A 15,944-nucleotide genomic window follows, 5' to 3' on the forward strand; every position below is an offset into this window, starting at 1 on the left:
CTATCTGGTTCCTTCTACGGTGATCATGCCGTCATCCAAACCAAGACGGTAATGCTGATCACCTTCGTAATAGTGAAGAACAGGGCTCTTTTTGGCGACAGCACGGATTTGCTCAACCATCTCATCGAGCAACACGATGGCATTCTTGTCGTACTTGTTTGGTCGATAGCCATTGTTGAGCTTGCAGATCAGCTCAAACAGATTGAGGTTGATTGCCATCGGTGCCAAGGGCTGATCATCAACTTTCAAATAAGCGCTGAAGTGATCATGTTTCTCTACATGCTGGCGCTGAATTGCGCTGTAGTTGACTTTCAGCTCAACAGGTGCCGCGACATGACACTGGCCAAATTGACCCAGAGAAAGCTCACGCTTTGACAACTCAGGGGCATTGCGGTTGGCATAGACAAAAATGGCCGGGATCAGCGCTTTCACATAGAAATTGCGCAAGGCCAGCTGGCTCCCACCCTCCCCAAGATACTGGCTATGCTGCAGCCAGACGGTGGCATAGTGTTCAAGTACCTGCTCTTCAAAATCGACTTTGAATTGGTGATGGTAGTTATTGCCAAGATCGCAGTCCTTGAGCAGATAAAAAAGGCGCAGAAGAGATGCGGCTTGACCTGCTTTATCACGGGGCTCGTTGAACATGATCCCCAGTTTTGCCAGCTCGTCCATAAAGGCATCCAGCGCCTCATCCGGTAGATTCAGCTCATAACGCAGCACAAACTGGTCTACCGCTTGGGTGTGAATCAAGGCCGGATCAAAGTCAGCAAGACGCAGGCTTAGCTCGCTGTCTTTACCCAGAAACAGGTTGTCAAAGAGGTAATGCTCCCCGGCCAGAAGCTGATGGAGCAGATCCAGCAAGGCGCGAGTCGTAATGAATTGATCCTTGATCAAGCGGGTTTTGAACAGAGTGGTAATGATAATCTCTTGCACGTGCTCATTGGCCAGCAGCCTGAAATTGGCAATGAGGCGCATGTCGCGTCGACGTTGCTCATCTGCAAGCGCAATAACATGAAACAGATTGCCATCGGTTGGCTGGGTTAAACGCTTGAGCAGTTGGCGCATGAAGCTTGAATAGCTTCCTGCGTCATCATTAAAGCGAAACTTTGGGTAGGACTCGAAGTCCAGAAAATGATAAGTCCCTTGTGTTCTCTCACCGCTGTACAGAAAACGCTCAATTACACCACGCAACGCACTGTGCCGCTCAGCCCCCTCTTTAGCGAAATTTGCCAACATGCCGATGTTGATACCGACAATTAATGGAGGATGGCCTTCACCTGCTCGGTCAAAGAGCTCATCCAATGCCTCAATGGCCGACTGATTAGGAGCAAAACTGTGTGTTGCATCGAGGTGAAAGGTGTAACGGTGTTTATAACGCTCGTAGCATCTGGATAAAATCTCCGATTTTCCATCGCCACTACTGCCGCACAAAAATACATAGGCGCCAGATTGCAGTGCAATTAGACACTTTTCGAAGTCGAGTTCGATCTCAGATTTAACGTAGAGATACTCTTTGAGGTCATCATAAGCATCTCGCGGACGATCAGAGGTCGTTTTTACCGAAAACGAGGAAGATTTAGCCAAGACCCCAAGGGCCTTCCGGAGGGTGATTGCGCTCACGATATAACCCTATAGTCTGTATATCTGCAAGATAGTAACTTATTGAATCCATAAGCTACCACCAGAAAACGCGTCTTTGTATGACTCCTTGATGTTCGTCATGTTCAGGCCTCTAGGGCGGTGAGCAGCCATTAGATCAGGCAAGGGAGGGTCGGTCTGCTAGACTGGCCCTCTTTTTATTCATCTTGCAAAGGAGTGTTGGATGTCGGGTTCTTCGTGGTGGGACAAGTCCACCGGCCTTGCGCTGTTGACCATACTGTTGTGGGCCTCGCTGGCGGCGCTCACCTCCCGGGTCACCAGCGTGTCGCCTCTGGTGCTGGTTGGATTGGTGCTCTTCTTCTGTGGTGTCGGCGCCCTGCCGTTCTGGCGCCAGTGGCGGGCCCGTCCGGTCAGCTGGCTGGTGACCATCACAGCGCTGCTGCTCTATCACCTGCTGCTGTTCATGAGCTTTCGGCACGCCCCCGTGCTGGAGGCAAACCTCATCAACTACCTCTGGCCCCTCTTCATCATACTGTTCACCCCCTTGCTGCTGCCCGGTCACCCGCTGCACAGCCGTCACTTGCTGGCCGGCGCACTCGGTCTGGCCGGATCCGTACTGGTGATGGTCAACGGCGAGTTGCAACTGCAGGTCGCCTATCTGCCGGGCTACCTGCTGGCACTGGGTGCCGCCATCATCTGGGGGGCCTATTCGGTGCTCTCCCGCAGTCTGCCACCTGCACCGGCCGTGGTGACGGCGGCGGCCTGCCTGCCCGCCGGGCTACTGGCGTTGCTGCTCGCCTGGTGGCTGGAAGGGCCGCTGCCCATTGCGCAGATCCCCGCCGACGACTGGTGGCTCATCGTCGGGCTCGCCCTCGGCCCCATGGGTGCTGCCTTCGTTACCTGGTATCTGGCATTGCGGGACGGGGATCCGCGCCGCATCGGGGCGCTTGCCTACCTGACACCGCTGCTGAGTACACTGTTGCTGGTGCTGCTCAACGGAGAGGAGCTGACTTCCCGCCATCTGCTGGCCGGTGCCTTCATCATGGGTGGGGCCCTGCTTGGCATGCTGGGCAAGTCGCCTGCGGCCAGCAAGCAGGAGGAGCCCGCTGCACCGTCCTTGTCATGACTTCGCAGCCATGAACCGGATGTCATAAAAACGCCATCTTTCCTGCTTAAGCTCACGGCGACTTCCAGTCCCCTGGCTCAAGCAGGAATTCTGACGTGAAAATTGCCCACTATGCCTCCCTCTCCTCCCTGGTACTGCTGCTGGTCGCTGGCGTACAGGTCGGCGCCCTGTTTCATGGCTGGCAACAGCTGGATCAGGCCGAGCAAGCCCAGCATCAACATGAACGGCTGCAACAACGGCTGACCGATACCCTGCAAGGCACCTTGCGCGACTACCTGAGCAGCGGCGATCCCCTGCGCCTGGCCGAGGCCCAGACGGTGCGCCAACTGGCGCTCGGCCAACTGGCGCAGCAGGACGAGCAGCTGACAGCCCCGCTGCGCGCCCTGCTCGAGAAGATGGGGGAGCGCATCGATGGCGATTATCTGGCGGCGGGCAAGCTCTCTGGCAACAGCCAGTGGCTGTTGCAAAATGCCGAGAACGAACTGACCACCCAGGCCAGGGCGCTGCTGCGCTACGGCCAGCAGGGAGCCATGGATCCGGGTACGGATCAGGCCAGTGCCGAGGCTTACCGCAAAGGGGCGGCCGATTTGCTGGCCTCCCTGCCGGGGCTGGGCCACCTGCGCCAGAACTACATGGAACAGGCCAGCCCCAAACTGCTGGAGGGGCTGCAATTCGAGCTCGCCGCCTTGCAAAAACAGGCTGAGCGACTGGCCGCCCTGCCGCCGCTTGGCCTGTTTGAGGCCCCCCCTGTCGACGAGTTCACCCTGGGCGAGCCGGTGCGCAAAGAGCTCGGCGCCCAGCCGCGCAGCGAACTGCTCTCCCTGCTCAAGCGCTATCCGCAAGAGCTGGAAAACAGCCGCAAGGCGCTGCAACAACAACAGGCTGCCCACCAGGCGGTGCAACAGGACATCACCCGCATGCTGCAAGCAAGCGGGGAGATGGGAGAGCAGCTCACCGCCGGGCGTCAGGCCGTCAACCAGGAGCTGGCTCTCATCCTCGGCAGTCTGGCGCTCTGTCTGGTGCTGGTCGCCCTGCTGTTTGCACTGGTGCAGCGTCGCTGGCTGGTCAAACCGCTGCTGCGGCTGCGCGGTGCGTTTCTGCAACTTGACGAGACAGGCCAGGCCGAAACCCTGCCCCCGGGGCGCGAGCGCAACGAACTCAGCGACATAGTCGAGAGCTACAACCGGCTTATCGTTCGCTTGCAACTGGATCAGCAGCAGAAAGAGGGCCAACTATCGGCGGTCTCATTGAGCCTGCAGGACATGGTCAATCAGGTCGAAGAGATCCACCACAGCACCCGCACAACCGAGCAGGCGGTGGACGAGAGCGACCTGATGATGAGCGAGTTGAACCAGCTGGCCGGCGAAGTCCATCAGGTGGCCGCCGAGATAGCGCAGCATGCACAGCACAACGAACACTCCATGAGCCAGAGCGAGCTGCTGGTGGGGGGCATGTTGCAGGCCACCGCCCAGACCGGTCTTGCCATCGATGAAAGCGACGGCGCCCTGACCCAGCTCAAGCGTTCGGTGGATGACGTCACCGCCATCGTCGACGTGATCGGCCACATCGCCCAGCAAACCAACCTGCTGGCGCTCAATGCGGCCATCGAAGCGGCCAGGGCGGGCGAGCAGGGGCGCGGTTTTGCGGTAGTGGCCGACGAGGTACGCCACCTCTCCGCCGATACCCAGCGCTCCCTTGGCCAGATCACCGAGATCCTGGTGCGACTCACCCAATCCGGCGATCAACTCGGCACTGTGCTGGCGCGGATCACCACAGAAGCAGCCGCCCAGCGCCAGCAGGCGGAGCAGTTGCGCCAGACCACACAGGCGGTGAGAGAGATGGCGCGCAGCACAGCCGTCATCGCCCTGCAAGGGGCGGACAACGCCAAGAGCCAGGAGCACAAGCTGGCCAGCTTCGCCGACCTGATTGCTCGCATCAGCCAGCACGCCCGCCAGGGCAGTCGGCTCTCGGTTCAGGTGTCTGAACACATCCATCATCAAGCCAGCCAGATCCCCCGCATTCTCGGCCATCAGGCCTGAATCAGCCGCCGGACTCCCCTCCAAAACGCCCTGCCTCCGCGTCCCGACGCGGGGGCATATCTTTTTTTGTGCCACAAAATTATCTGTTGCATACAGGTTAACGAAAAAAGTTATGCCCCTTGTAAGAGATCCGCCCACATCGGCAGGTCATTTCACTTGAAAACGCTATCAGCTGCGATATGAGTGGGCTGGGAGTGTCCACACCAAGATCCATGATTATTTGCACTCGGTCATATTTTTGAAACTTGGTGGGAACTTTCCATTGATATTTCGCACCGCGAACGTACTCTTGGAATTGTCCGATAGCCAAGAATCGGAACATAAAAAATAAATGATGTGATGAACAGAACTGCACCACCGCAGATGTGCCAAGACGTCGCGGCCGCAGCCGACATAGAAAGAATTTTTTGCCCTACGGGGTCTTGATTGCAATGCCAATACCGAGCGGCGGGCCCTTGCCTGACTGCCGGACAAAAAGCTAAGTCCATAAAATCAGGAGCAATACAAAATGGAAAAAGTGATCTTCAAGCGTGCCGCATTGAGCGCAGCTGTTGTTGCCGCCTTGGTCGCCCCCGGTATGGCATTTGCTGCCGACGAAGCCGGTCCTGCCTATGCTGCCGCCGCCAGCAAATTCTATGAAGAAGGCAAACTCAACGGTGGCCTCTTCTACTTCCAGCGTGATCGTCAGCGTATCGATGGTGACCCGACTGCCGCCAAGAAAGAAGGCAAGTACCAGTCCAACCTGAGCCACGCCACAACTCAAGCCGCTCTCAACTTCAACTCGGGTTATGCCTGGGATATCGTCGGTATCGACGTGGGCGGTTTTGGTGCCTATGACCTGGCCGTGACCGAGAACCATGCGGTCAACCAGGAGAACGAATTCTCCTTCGCTGGCAACAAATGGGGCGAAAACTACAAGGATGGCTCCCCCAAAGGTGGCTTCAGCCTGGCCAATGCCTCCCTGAAACTGAAAGCGCTGGACGGTGCCGTCACCGCCAAGGGCGGTCTGACCCAGCTCTACGTACCAGGCGTGATCGGTGTGAACTGGTCCTATCAGCCGGGTACCTACCGTGGCGGCCAGATCGAGGGTAACGTCGGTGGTCTCTACCTGACCTACGCCATCGCCGACGAATACAAGTCCCCCTGGTACAAGGAGACCCAGAAGTTCTCCCGTGCCAAGGCATGGATGGATCCGTTCGCCGATGAAAACGTCATCGACTACATCCAGGGTGTAGCGGCACGTTATACCTTCGAAAACGGCACAGCCGTGACCGGTTCTTACGGCAACTCCGAAAACTACATGGACAGCTACCACTTCAAGCTGGCCCACAAGTTTGACGTGCTGAACGGCCTCTCCACCAGCTACCAGTTCTACGGTTCCGAAACCGACACCTATCAGAAGGGTGGTGCCGACATCGAAACTTATGACGGCATGGCATGGCAGCAAGCCCTGACCGCCGCCTGGGGCATGGGTCCGTACGGCTTCCGTGTGGAAGGGCTGTGGACCAAGGCCGAGGGTAGCGAAGGCAACTACCTGCCCCGTCTGACCCGTGGCTACGGCAACTCCCAGGGCGCGAACGAAATCTGGTGGGACTCCCGCTCCGACTGGAACGCAAACAACGAAAAAGCGCTGTTCTTCGGTGTGACCCGTTCCCTGGATGATCTGGTGGGTGCACCAGGCTGGTCCGTCGGTGTCTCCGGCGCCTACGGCTGGGATATCCAGAAAGGCGACGGCACCAAGGCCACCAACGGTGAAGATACCGAATGGGCAGCCAACTTCGACGTCATGTACACGGTGCAGGATGGCAAGCTGAAAGGCACCCTGTTCAAACTGCACTACACAGATTACAACAACGACATCAGCCAGGGCGGCGGTTGGACCGAATACCCGAACATCTTCGCCTCCGAGCATGACGTCAAGTTCCACATCATAATGCCGTTCACCATACTGTAAGCAGGCGGTGCAACCTCAGCAAACCGGGCCCCTTGGCCCGGTTTTCTTTTTGGTCGCACTCAGGCTACCATGCCCACCTTGGCCACACTCAGGCCGCCACCATGGATGATTTTTATGCCCAACCCCTTCGTGCTCATCACCGGCTGTTCCAGTGGCATAGGCCTCGCCGCCGCCAAGGCGCTCGGTGACCACGGCTTTACCGTGATCGCCTCCGCTCGCAAGGCCGACGATGTAGCACAGCTGCAACAGCAGGGTTTACTGGCTGTACAACTGGATCTGGCCGATACCGCCAGCATTGAGCAGGGTGCTGCCGAGGCACTGGCGCTGGCCGGAGGCCGTCTCTACGGCCTGTTCAACAACGGTGCCTATGGCCAGCCTGGCGCACTGGAAGACTTGCCCACAGAGGCGCTGCGGGCCCAGTTCGACACCAATCTGTTTGGCTGGCATCACCTGATCCGCCAGATACTGCCGACCATGCTGGCAACCCGGGAGGGGCGCATAGTGCAGAACAGCTCGGTGCTGGGGCTGGTGGCCATGAAGTATCGCGGCGCCTACAACGCCAGCAAGTTTGCCCTTGAAGGCTATACCGACACCCTGCGCCTCGAACTTGAGGGAAGCGGCGTGCACATCAGCCTGATCGAACCCGGTCCCATCGATACCCGCTTTCGTGCCAATGCCCACGCCGCCTTCGTGCGCCATATCGATCCGGCCCAGAGTCGTCATCAGGGCGCCTATCGCCAGACCCTGACCCGGTTGGAAAAAGAGGGGGCCACCAGCGGCTTCACGCTGCCAAGCGATGCCTGCATTCCGCCACTGCTCCATGCACTGCAGAGCAAGCGCCCCAAGCATCGCTACCCTGTCACCTTCCCGACCCGGTTGTTTGCGATACTGCGCCGCCTGCTGCCAAGCAGCTGGCTTGACCGGATCCTCTCCAAGTCGGCCTGATCCTTGATTCACACAGGGTGAGTGGCACCGCCTGCTCGCCCTGCGGTTGATGATGTGACCCCCGTCTGCCCCTTGCCCGCCATCTGTCCCGCAGCCAGGATGAAGGTCGATACTCCCCTCAATAGTGCTGACCGTTGCTGTAATAGTGACTTTTGACTATGGGCAGCACCTGCACCACCACATAAATCTGCTCCCCCAGCACCGCCTTCAGATGGCGGGTGATGAGCGCAGCGGCGGCATCTTGCATCGCCTGCGGCCGCTCGAACCAGACCAGCTCCACAAACGGGAAGCCAGCTTCGATCGCACCATTGCGCACCCAGCTGCTGTCGACACACTCCAGGGTGACAAATTCAGGCTTGCCGCCAGTGAGGGCGCACAGCTCAGCCAACAAAGGGGTGCTGATCTGCTGGAGGGTATCGACTGAAACGACCCTAAAACGAAGATGGGGCATGGGAAACCTCTTGGCTGTGACGAATGAGGACTTATCATAGAGAACTCAATCCGCTCACATAAGGTGCCTCATGAGATTTCATCGCACGCTGATTTCCTTCCTGCTCTGCCTGTTGCTGCCTTTGACCGCCTTTGCCGATCCCGCCTTCTATCGGGTGAACAAGGGCGACCAGCAGCACTGGCTGCTGGGCTCCATCCATGCGGGCAAACCCTCCCTCTATCCGCTGCCCGACCCCATAGAGCGCGCCTGGCAACAGAGTCATGCCCTGGTGATGGAAGCTGACCTGACCCACATAGGTGAGGAGCAGTGGCAGGATATGGGCACCATCACCCGCCTGACCGATGGCAAGACGCTCAAGGATCATGTCTCAGCCGATCTCTACCGACGCACCATCATAGCCGCCGGTCAGAACGGCCTGACCGAGACCATGCTCTCCCCGCTGCGCCCCTGGTTTGCCGCCATCACCCTGACCCAGGCCGCGCTCGAGCGCACCGGTTTCAGCAGTGCACTCGGGGTGGATCAGCACTTTGCCAAACGTGCCACCGAGAGTGGCAAGCCCATAGTGGGCTTCGAGACCCTGCTCGAACAGCTCGGCTATCTTGCCAGCGTCGGCGACAACCAGACACTGATGCTATCCACCACCCTGGATGAGCTTCCCCAGCTGGAAACCGGCTTTCGCGATGTGATGAAAGCCTGGCAGGACGGGGATCAGGCCGCCCTCGTCAGCCTGCTGAAAGCGGAGATGGCGCCGCCCAAGCTGCAAGCCTGGCTGGAGCAAACCCTGCTGGCGGAACGCAACCACAACTGGCTGAAAAAGTGGCCAACCCTGCCAAACGAGAGCTTTATCGTGGTAGGTGCCCTGCACCTTTACGGCGACCAGGGCCTGATCGCCCTGCTGGAGCAGCAAGGGTGGCGCGTCACGCCGCTCACCAATCCAGCCGCGAAGTAAACGACAAGGGCATGACCTGAAGGCCCTGCCAAACCGGGGGACTGTCCACACACGTACTGGGCCGAATGGGAGGCGGCTCACAGATCAGGCTGCCGATTAAATAACCGCAAGGGGACTTGATCGAGATCATCTCATCAGGCCCAAAGAGGTATCTATCATGCCTGTCATCGATGGGATGACAGGAGTGTGTGAGATGGAATTCTGGATGAACCTGATGTTCGGCAACAGCGTGGGACTCATGTCCATGTTGGTGATTATCGGCACCTTCCTGCTGATCAGTTCCTATGCGGTCTATTTCATCTACAAGGTGATGAGCGCCAAGCCGCCGAAAGAAGAGCAGTAACGCCCCTTCGTCAGGCGATCCCCTCGATCGCCTGCCCATGTCTCCTGGCTGGCATTGTCTAACGGCCAATAGTGCCTGCCTGTCGGCCAGCGTCAGCCGGCCGATGCTGGCCGCCATTTTCTGACTCGCCCCCGCCCGCTATAATGCCCGCTCATTCCAATGCGGGGAGCCTGCCGTGTCTTGCAACGACGAACTCTCACTGTTTCGCAATGAAGTGGCCGATGTGCGCCCCATTCGCAGCGACAATATCCATTCCCCTGCGGGCAAATCCGTCCCGACGGAAGCGCAACTGGCCCGCCGTCAGGCGGCTACCGCCGAGCAACTGGCACTCGACCACCTCACCATGGAGGCGGTGGAGATGCGCGATCCCCGTGACATCATCGGCTTCAAGCGCGATGGGGTGCAGGAGGGGGTCTACAAGAAGCTGCGACTCGGCAAATATGAGTTGCAGGCGAGCCTGGATCTGCATCAGAAGACCCTCAATGAGGCGCGTCAGGCGCTGGTGCAATTCATTGCGGATTGCGAGGTGCGGGACATCCGCTGCCTGCTGATCCTGCACGGCAAGGGGGAACGCAGCACGCCGCGTGCCCTGCTCAAAAGCTATGTCAGCGCCTGGTTGCCGCAACTGCCCGCCGTCATGGCCATCCACAGCGCCGAGCGCCGCCACGGCGGCAGCGGTGCGCTCTATGTGCTGCTGCGAAAAAGCGAGCGCCAGAAGGCGGAGAACCGCGAGCGACACCAGAAGCGGCTCGGCTAGTCAGCAACCGTCATCTGGTCAGGCCCCTTCAGCCAGAGTGGTAAAACGCGCGATGGCAGTGTTAGCATCGATCGGCCCCGATCATGCCAGGTACGGGGTGCATACCATCAGGGACGATAACAAGGACAATCCCATGTCATATCAAAAACTTGAACAACATCAGCAACAGCTGCACCGGCTCTCCCACCTCAGCGCCATCTGCGGCTGGGATCAGGCAGCCATGATGCCGGAGGGCGGCAACGAGGCACGCGCCGAGGCCATGGCCGAACTCGGCGTGCTGATCCATCAAAAGCGTACCGCCCCCGAGCTCGGCGACTGGATAGCCAAAGCCGAGAGCGAGCCGCTGGATGACGTTCAGCGCGCCAATCTCGCCGAGATAAAACGCCACTGGCAGGATGCGAGCCTGCTGCCCACGGATCTGGTCGAGGCTTTGTCCCTCGCGGGCAGCAAGTGCGAGCACGCCTGGCGCAGCCAGCGCAAAAACAACGATTGGGCAGGCTTCGCCCCCAATCTGAAGGAAGTGGTGGCCCTGTCGCGAGAAGTGGCGAGCCTTCGCGCCGAGGCGCTTGATGTGCGCCCCTACGACGCCATGCTGGCGCTGTACGAACCCGGCATGACGAGTGCGCGGCTGGATCAGATCTTCGGCGATCTCACCGGCTGGCTGCCCGGCCTGATCCAGCAAGTAAGCGAACAGCAAAAAAGCGAGTCCTTGCTGATCCCGCAAGGTCCCTTCCCCATCGCAAATCAGCAGGCGCTCGGTCAGGAGGTAATGGGGCTGCTCGGCTTTGATTTCGCCCACGGCCGGCTCGATGTGAGCAGCCACCCCTTCTGTGGCGGCGTGCCGACCGACGTGCGCATCACCACCCGCTACAACGAGCAGGAGTTTGTCTCCAGCCTGATGGGCATAGTGCATGAAACCGGCCACGCCCGTTACGAGCAGGGGCTGCCGCGCCAGCTGCTGGGTCAGCCGGTGGCCGAAGCACGATCCATGGGCATTCACGAAAGCCAGAGCCTGTTCTGCGAAATGCAGCTCGGCCACGATCCCGCCTTCCTGGCGCTGCTGGTGCCGCGCATCCGCGCCCACTTTGGCGAGCAGGCAGCGTTTGCGCCGGCGAACCTGGCGAAGCTCTACAACCGGGTCGAGCCCGGCTTTATCCGGGTCGATGCGGACGAGGTGACCTACCCGGCTCACGTGATCCTGCGCTACGAGCTGGAGCGTGACCTTATCGAAGGGCGCATCGAGGTGGCAGATCTGCCCGAGCTGTGGGATGCCAAGATGCAACAGTGGCTCGGCCTCTCCACCCAGGGCAACTACCAGAATGGCTGCATGCAGGACATTCACTGGACAGACGGCTCGTTTGGCTACTTTCCAAGCTACACGCTCGGCGCCATGTATGCGGCGCAGTTGCGTTTTGCGCTTGAGAAAGAGCTGGGGAACATGAGCAGCGTGATCGAGGCGGGCCGCCTGCCGGAGGTGCTCGCCTGGCTTGGTCGCCACATCTGGTCACAGGGCAGTCTGCACAGCACGGACGAACTCATTCGCCGTGCGACTGGCGAGGCGCTGAACCCGCGCTGGCTGCGCCAGCATCTGGAGCAGCGCTATCTGAAATAACGGATGCGGCGACAGCAAATGAAGAGGGCAACGGGGCAGCGAGACTGCCCCGTTTTTATGGGCAATCCATCACAGCGGGTCGGGGGTGGTGAGAAGCTCGCGCAATTGCAGGATATTGCCTTCCGGATCGAACGCATTGCGCAGCACCAAGCCAGGTCCCGGCCACTGCTGCGGCAACAGGCCGCCACCGAGGTCGGCCGCCTTCGCCTCTGCCCAGGCGAGGCTTGGCACGGTAAAGAACAATTTGATCGCCCCCTCTTCCCGCAGGATCGGTGGCACCTGAATATCGATATCACAGGCAATCGACTCGGGGATGGCGTGGATCAGCAACTGGATGTCGTGATTTTCCATCACCACAACGCCGGCTTCCTGACTGCAAATATCCATCTGCAGCAAGGTGCGGTAGAAATGGGTCAGCAGGCCGAGATCCCTGGCGTAGATCAGGGCGCCAGCGCGAGCGGGTCCGGGCATGGTGCAATCCTCCTTGGATGTTGTCACCCCAGATTCTCACACTTGCCCACCCGATTCGACCGCTTTCAACCTCGTCATCGGCTCTCTCCCGACGACAATTTTATTTCAATTCCTGTCCGTTTCTGGCTAGTCACTGCGCCCCCTCCCCCTTACTCTCAGCCATACACCCAATGCAGAGCTTGCATCCCATGACCCCACAGCCCGTCAGTGACAACCCTCAGGATGAGGGGATCCCGAGCCTCAGCCGCGAACAGTGCCATGCAGCCCGCCTCGCCCGCGATGCGCGCTTCGATGGCCGCTTCTTCACCGGTGTGCTCTCCACCAGCATCTACTGCCGCCCCGTCTGCCCTGCGCGGCCACCGCACGAGTACAACGTGCGCTACTTCCGAAGCGCAGCTGCCGCCGAGCAGCATGGTCTGCGCCCGTGTCTGCGCTGTCGCCCCGAGCTGGCCCCTTCCGCCAGCGGCGATCTGCCGCCCCAGCTAATCCGAGTGCTCACGCGGATCGAGCGTGGCGAGCTGGCAGACACATCGCTCGCAAAGCTCGCGCAGCAGGCCGGGATCACGGAGCGCACGCTGCGCCGCCAGTTCGAACAGCACCTTGGCGCCTCGCCAAAACAGGTGGAGCAGACGCGCCGCCTGCTGCTCGCGAAACGGCTGCTAACCGAAACTGCACTGCCCATCACGGATATCGCATTTGCAGCAGGCTTTGCGAGCATCCGCCGCTTCAACGATGCCTGGAGCCAGGCGTATGGCCTCGCGCCCCGGGCACTGCGACAACAGCAAGGGAGTGAAGCGACGGCGGAAGGTGGCGCTGCACTCACGCTGCAATTGCCGTATCGCCCGCCCTACGATGTGGCGGCCATGCTGGCGTTCTACCGGCTGCGAGCGATACCCGGGCTGGAGCGGGTCGATGGAAGTGTGTATGAACGGCGCCACAGGGTCGGCGATCAGTCTGGATGGATCCGCATCGAGCAGGGCAAGGGCCATAGCATCAGGCTCACAGTGCATGATCTGCCGCCCGCTGCACTGCCTGATCTCTTGTATCGCGTGCGCCGCATGTGGGATCTCGATGCCGACATGCAGCGCATCGGCGAGCGACTCGGCCAGGATCCGCTGCTGGCCCGCTTGCAGTCACGCTGGCCCGGAGTGCGACTGCCCGCAGGTTGGGATGAGTACGAGGTGATGCTGCGCGCCATCGTTGGCCAGCAGGTATCGGTCAAGGGCGCCATCACCATCATGGGTCGGCTGCTGGCGCGTACCGAGGCGCAATTCGGCGTGGCCCAGCTGCCCACACCGGCGCAGCTGTGTGCACTGGATCTCGACGGCATCGGCATGCCCGGCAGTCGCATCCGCACGCTGCAGGGGCTCGCAGCTGCGCTCGCGAGCGGTGCGCTTTCCCTGAGCACAGCCAGCGACGAGCAATTATTGGCCTTGCCGGGCATAGGCCCCTGGACGGTCGCCTACTGGCGGCTGCGCTGCGGGCAGGATCCGGACGCCTTCCCCGCCTCCGATCTGGTGCTGCAAAAGGCACTGGGGGGCGGCGACAAGCTGCCGGTGAAGGAGGTATTGGCGCAAAGCGCAGCATGGCAACCCTGGCGCGGCTATGCCGCGAGCTGGCTGTGGCACGCCATGAGCGAACAACCGGCACTGCTCATCAAGCAGCCATCGACCCTCACTGCGAGCCTGGTTTCACCCACAACGGGGAGCAATCCGCCCCAAAGCCATGACGAGGAGATAACCCATGATCCGCTATGACATGTTGCCAACAGACTGCGGCGATCTGCTGGTCGCCATCAACGCACGCGGCCTGGTGCACGTGGACTTTGTGGCTGGCCTGCGGGCACTGCCCGATATGAGCGGCTGGCAACAAGACAGTGAGGCGCTCGCCCCCTATCTTGCCGAATTTGCCGCCTATTTCGCCGGGCGTCTGCAGCGCTTTACCCTGCCACTCGCCGCCCACGGCACCGCCTTTCAGCAAGCGGTATGGCAGGCGCTGTGCGACATTCCCTATGGCGAGACCCGCAGTTACGGCGATATTGCCCGCGCCATCGGCACACCGGCGGCGGTACGGGCAGTGGGTGCGGCGAACGGTCGCAATCCGCTCTCGATCATAGTGCCGTGCCATCGCGTGATAGGCCAAAACGGCAGCCTGACCGGTTATGCGGGCGGACTGCCTATCAAGCAGCAGTTGCTGGCGCTGGAATGTGATCAGTCACGTTCAGCCAACCAGCCATGAAAACCGAGCGCCTGAAAATAGCGCCAGCCAGTGCCAAACCCGGCTGCCCCCAGCAGTTGTCGGGTTTGCTCCTCATTCAAGGGGAAAAAGTCCCGATCCAGACGCTGTACCATCTGCTCGCTGGCCGAGAACGGTAAACCGGCCAGATGGGCCTGCAGGCCCATAACCGCTCGCTCGATGTCATCTTGCGCCGCCATCAAGTCGGCCATCAGCAAGGGAGATCCCGCCCGGAGCTGACGGGCGATATCCCGCAGTAGCGCCGTTTTTTGCTCAAAGGGAAGGAAGTGCAGCACCAGCAGACAGAGCGCACCGTCACACCCCAGGCTCTGCGCCGGTAGCGGCCCTTCCCACCATGTGACCCGCTCGGCCATGTCAGCCAGCTCCGCCCGCTGGCGGGCCTGTGTCAGCATGTCCGCCGAAATATCCTGGGCAATAAACTGCCATTCGGGACAGGACTGGCCCAGCAGCAAGAGTTCACTGCCCGTGCCGACCCCCACCAGCAGCACACGGGCGCGAGGGCCAAGCCTCGTCATCAGCTGGGCAGCACTGAGCTGATGCAGCAGCGCATAACCGGGTACCAGTCGCGAGATGCGCTGATCATAATCTTGTGCCCCGTCACCTTTGAATCGTTCCACCATCTGCTCCTCCTTGCTCGTTGGAACCCTTGATACGGGCTCCTGTCGGGAGAAGGTAAAGCGCCATGATGACGCCAGAGTTCAGGCCTTGTACGCCGCCCACGAGACGCCCCGGAAACGGCGACCAGGAGTGCCGCTAGCTATCTTTCTTGTTTCTCAGGGCCGGATTGAATATTCGCTTGATGGAAGCCGGACTGTTCGCCAGCTTGGCCGTGGGGCGACGGGGACGCCTGACTAGTTCACCGCCGCAGTTGGGGCAAGTCAGTTGCAGATAGTGCTCGCTGCAATCGGCGCAGAAGGTGCACTCGAAGGAGCAGATATAGGCAAGCCCGGTGTCGGCGGGCAGGTCCTTGTCACAACATTCACAGTTGGGCCTGAGTTCGAGCATGGTGGTTGGCCTCAGTGGCAGCGGAAGAAGGTGAGCGGCTCAGTCGACGATAAAGAGCCTGGCACCCTGCTCGGTGAAGGATCTATGGGGCTCGGCGTTGTCGGCCACCTGATAGCTCATACCAGGTGTCAGGGTGAAAACCCGGCCATCCTGCAGCTCTGTGTGCAGCTCCCCCTCAAGGCAGAGCAGGACGTGGCCCTTGCTGCACCAGTGATCCGCCAGGTAGCCAGCAGAATATTCCACCATCCGAACCCGCAGCGCACCAAAGGTTTGGGTATGCCAACGGGCAACGCCGGTTTCCCCCTTGTGCTCGGTCGGCGCTATATCGGCCCAGCGGGTCGTGCAAAACGGCAGATCTTTGATTTCCATCACAACTCCATTTGTCGAAAAAACGGGGATCCCAAGGACGACTCGCTTGCCCCCACAGAAGGCATCGC

Annotated in this window: 16 protein-coding genes; 10 read left to right on the forward strand and 6 right to left on the reverse strand. The window is 60.3% G+C overall.

Annotation, left to right across the window (positions count from 1 at the left end):
- Window positions 1-1,620: a DNA phosphorothioation-dependent restriction protein DptF gene (gene dptF / locus GWQ31_RS07925; protein ID WP_275909061.1), complete on the reverse strand. Its 1,620-nt coding sequence runs from the start codon at window positions 1,618-1,620 to the stop codon at window positions 1-3.
- 202 nt (window positions 1,621-1,822) lie between these two features.
- Between dptF and GWQ31_RS07930 the strand changes: the two genes are divergently transcribed.
- From GWQ31_RS07930 to GWQ31_RS07945, 4 genes are all read left to right on the forward strand, one after another.
- Entirely contained in the window at window positions 1,823-2,725 is a 903-nt protein-coding gene (locus tag GWQ31_RS07930; protein ID WP_275909062.1) for a DMT family transporter, read from the forward strand.
- 95 nt (window positions 2,726-2,820) lie between these two features.
- Window positions 2,821-4,764 (forward strand): methyl-accepting chemotaxis protein, encoded by a 1,944-nt coding sequence (locus GWQ31_RS07935; RefSeq protein WP_275909063.1) that lies wholly within the window; start codon window positions 2,821-2,823, stop codon window positions 4,762-4,764.
- A 508-nt stretch (window positions 4,765-5,272) separates the two neighbouring features.
- Window positions 5,273-6,718: an OprD family outer membrane porin gene (locus GWQ31_RS07940; RefSeq protein WP_021140526.1), complete on the forward strand. Its 1,446-nt coding sequence runs from the start codon at window positions 5,273-5,275 to the stop codon at window positions 6,716-6,718.
- A 114-nt stretch (window positions 6,719-6,832) separates the two neighbouring features.
- Window positions 6,833-7,663, forward strand: a complete 831-nt coding sequence (locus GWQ31_RS07945; protein ID WP_265432158.1) for an SDR family oxidoreductase — start codon at window positions 6,833-6,835, stop codon at window positions 7,661-7,663.
- Between the two features lie 118 nt (window positions 7,664-7,781).
- On the opposite strand, the gene GWQ31_RS07950 is transcribed toward GWQ31_RS07945, so the two are convergent.
- A complete protein-coding gene (locus GWQ31_RS07950; RefSeq protein WP_275909064.1) occupies window positions 7,782-8,114 on the reverse strand; it encodes a DUF1904 family protein in 333 nt (110 codons plus the stop codon).
- Between the two features lie 70 nt (window positions 8,115-8,184).
- Here GWQ31_RS07950 and GWQ31_RS07955 point away from each other — a divergent pair, with 70 nt between their 5' ends.
- The 4 genes from GWQ31_RS07955 to GWQ31_RS07970 all read left to right on the forward strand — a co-directional run bounded on the left by GWQ31_RS07955 (window position 8,185) and on the right by GWQ31_RS07970 (window position 11,775).
- Window positions 8,185-9,063 carry a TraB/GumN family protein gene (locus tag GWQ31_RS07955; RefSeq protein ID WP_021140524.1) on the forward strand — a complete coding sequence of 293 codons (879 nt, stop codon included), beginning with the start codon at window positions 8,185-8,187 and terminating at the stop codon, window positions 9,061-9,063.
- Between the two features lie 193 nt (window positions 9,064-9,256).
- Window positions 9,257-9,406 carry a DUF3149 domain-containing protein gene (locus GWQ31_RS07960; RefSeq protein ID WP_005311880.1) on the forward strand — a complete coding sequence of 50 codons (150 nt, stop codon included), beginning with the start codon at window positions 9,257-9,259 and terminating at the stop codon, window positions 9,404-9,406.
- 175 nt (window positions 9,407-9,581) lie between these two features.
- A complete protein-coding gene (smrA, locus tag GWQ31_RS07965) occupies window positions 9,582-10,163 on the forward strand; it encodes a DNA endonuclease SmrA (protein ID WP_275909065.1) in 582 nt (193 codons plus the stop codon).
- A 133-nt stretch (window positions 10,164-10,296) separates the two neighbouring features.
- Window positions 10,297-11,775, forward strand: a complete 1,479-nt coding sequence (locus GWQ31_RS07970; RefSeq protein WP_275909066.1) for a carboxypeptidase M32 — start codon at window positions 10,297-10,299, stop codon at window positions 11,773-11,775.
- A 69-nt stretch (window positions 11,776-11,844) separates the two neighbouring features.
- Here the strand turns inward: GWQ31_RS07970 and GWQ31_RS07975 are convergent, their stop codons facing one another.
- On the reverse strand, window positions 11,845-12,246 hold the full coding sequence (locus tag GWQ31_RS07975; protein ID WP_275909067.1) for a glyoxalase/bleomycin resistance/dioxygenase family protein: 402 nt from the start codon (window positions 12,244-12,246) through the stop codon (window positions 11,845-11,847).
- A gap of 188 nt (window positions 12,247-12,434) precedes the next feature.
- Here GWQ31_RS07975 and GWQ31_RS07980 point away from each other — a divergent pair, with 188 nt between their 5' ends.
- Complete coding sequence (locus GWQ31_RS07980; RefSeq protein WP_275909068.1) at window positions 12,435-14,003, forward strand: AlkA N-terminal domain-containing protein; 1,569 nt, start codon at window positions 12,435-12,437, stop codon at window positions 14,001-14,003.
- Window positions 13,990-14,484: a methylated-DNA--[protein]-cysteine S-methyltransferase gene (locus tag GWQ31_RS07985; protein ID WP_275909069.1), complete on the forward strand. Its 495-nt coding sequence runs from the start codon at window positions 13,990-13,992 to the stop codon at window positions 14,482-14,484. Before GWQ31_RS07980 ends, GWQ31_RS07985 begins: the two co-directional genes overlap by 14 nt.
- On the opposite strand, the gene GWQ31_RS07990 is transcribed toward GWQ31_RS07985, so the two are convergent.
- From GWQ31_RS07990 to GWQ31_RS08000, 3 genes are all read right to left on the reverse strand, one after another.
- Window positions 14,457-15,122: a class I SAM-dependent methyltransferase gene (locus GWQ31_RS07990; RefSeq protein WP_275909070.1), complete on the reverse strand. Its 666-nt coding sequence runs from the start codon at window positions 15,120-15,122 to the stop codon at window positions 14,457-14,459. The two genes, GWQ31_RS07985 and GWQ31_RS07990, sit on opposite strands and share 28 nt — an antisense overlap.
- Window positions 15,123-15,255: 133 nt before the next feature.
- Window positions 15,256-15,507 (reverse strand): DUF1272 domain-containing protein, encoded by a 252-nt coding sequence (locus tag GWQ31_RS07995; RefSeq protein ID WP_059113107.1) that lies wholly within the window; start codon window positions 15,505-15,507, stop codon window positions 15,256-15,258.
- A gap of 39 nt (window positions 15,508-15,546) precedes the next feature.
- Entirely contained in the window at window positions 15,547-15,876 is a 330-nt protein-coding gene (locus GWQ31_RS08000; protein WP_275909071.1) for a DHCW motif cupin fold protein, read from the reverse strand.
- Window positions 15,877-15,944 lie beyond the last annotated feature (68 nt).

The sequence above is a fragment of the Aeromonas sp. 2MA4 genome (genome assembly GCF_029237305.1).
Taxonomy (GTDB): Bacteria; Pseudomonadota; Gammaproteobacteria; order Enterobacterales; family Aeromonadaceae; genus Aeromonas; species Aeromonas salmonicida.

What these genes read in the sequence shown, in the direction of transcription:
- GWQ31_RS07945 (WP_265432158.1), top strand. Translation starts at nt 6,833, where the DNA reads ATGCCCAACCCCTTCGTGCTCATCACCGGCTGTTCCAGTGGCATAGGC.
- GWQ31_RS07975 (WP_275909067.1), bottom strand. Translation starts at nt 12,246, where the DNA reads ATGCCCGGACCCGCTCGCGCTGGCGCCCTGATCTACGCCAGGGATCTC.
- GWQ31_RS07940 (WP_021140526.1), top strand. Translation starts at nt 5,273, where the DNA reads ATGGAAAAAGTGATCTTCAAGCGTGCCGCATTGAGCGCAGCTGTTGTT.
- GWQ31_RS08000 (WP_275909071.1), bottom strand. Translation starts at nt 15,876, where the DNA reads ATGGAAATCAAAGATCTGCCGTTTTGCACGACCCGCTGGGCCGATATA.
- GWQ31_RS07990 (WP_275909070.1), bottom strand. Translation starts at nt 15,122, where the DNA reads ATGGTGGAACGATTCAAAGGTGACGGGGCACAAGATTATGATCAGCGC.
- GWQ31_RS07980 (WP_275909068.1), top strand. Translation starts at nt 12,435, where the DNA reads ATGACCCCACAGCCCGTCAGTGACAACCCTCAGGATGAGGGGATCCCG.
- GWQ31_RS07970 (WP_275909066.1), top strand. Translation starts at nt 10,297, where the DNA reads ATGTCATATCAAAAACTTGAACAACATCAGCAACAGCTGCACCGGCTC.
- GWQ31_RS07950 (WP_275909064.1), bottom strand. Translation starts at nt 8,114, where the DNA reads ATGCCCCATCTTCGTTTTAGGGTCGTTTCAGTCGATACCCTCCAGCAG.
- GWQ31_RS07955 (WP_021140524.1), top strand. Translation starts at nt 8,185, where the DNA reads ATGAGATTTCATCGCACGCTGATTTCCTTCCTGCTCTGCCTGTTGCTG.
- GWQ31_RS07930 (WP_275909062.1), top strand. Translation starts at nt 1,823, where the DNA reads ATGTCGGGTTCTTCGTGGTGGGACAAGTCCACCGGCCTTGCGCTGTTG.
- GWQ31_RS07960 (WP_005311880.1), top strand. Translation starts at nt 9,257, where the DNA reads ATGGAATTCTGGATGAACCTGATGTTCGGCAACAGCGTGGGACTCATG.
- GWQ31_RS07995 (WP_059113107.1), bottom strand. Translation starts at nt 15,507, where the DNA reads ATGCTCGAACTCAGGCCCAACTGTGAATGTTGTGACAAGGACCTGCCC.
- GWQ31_RS07985 (WP_275909069.1), top strand. Translation starts at nt 13,990, where the DNA reads ATGATCCGCTATGACATGTTGCCAACAGACTGCGGCGATCTGCTGGTC.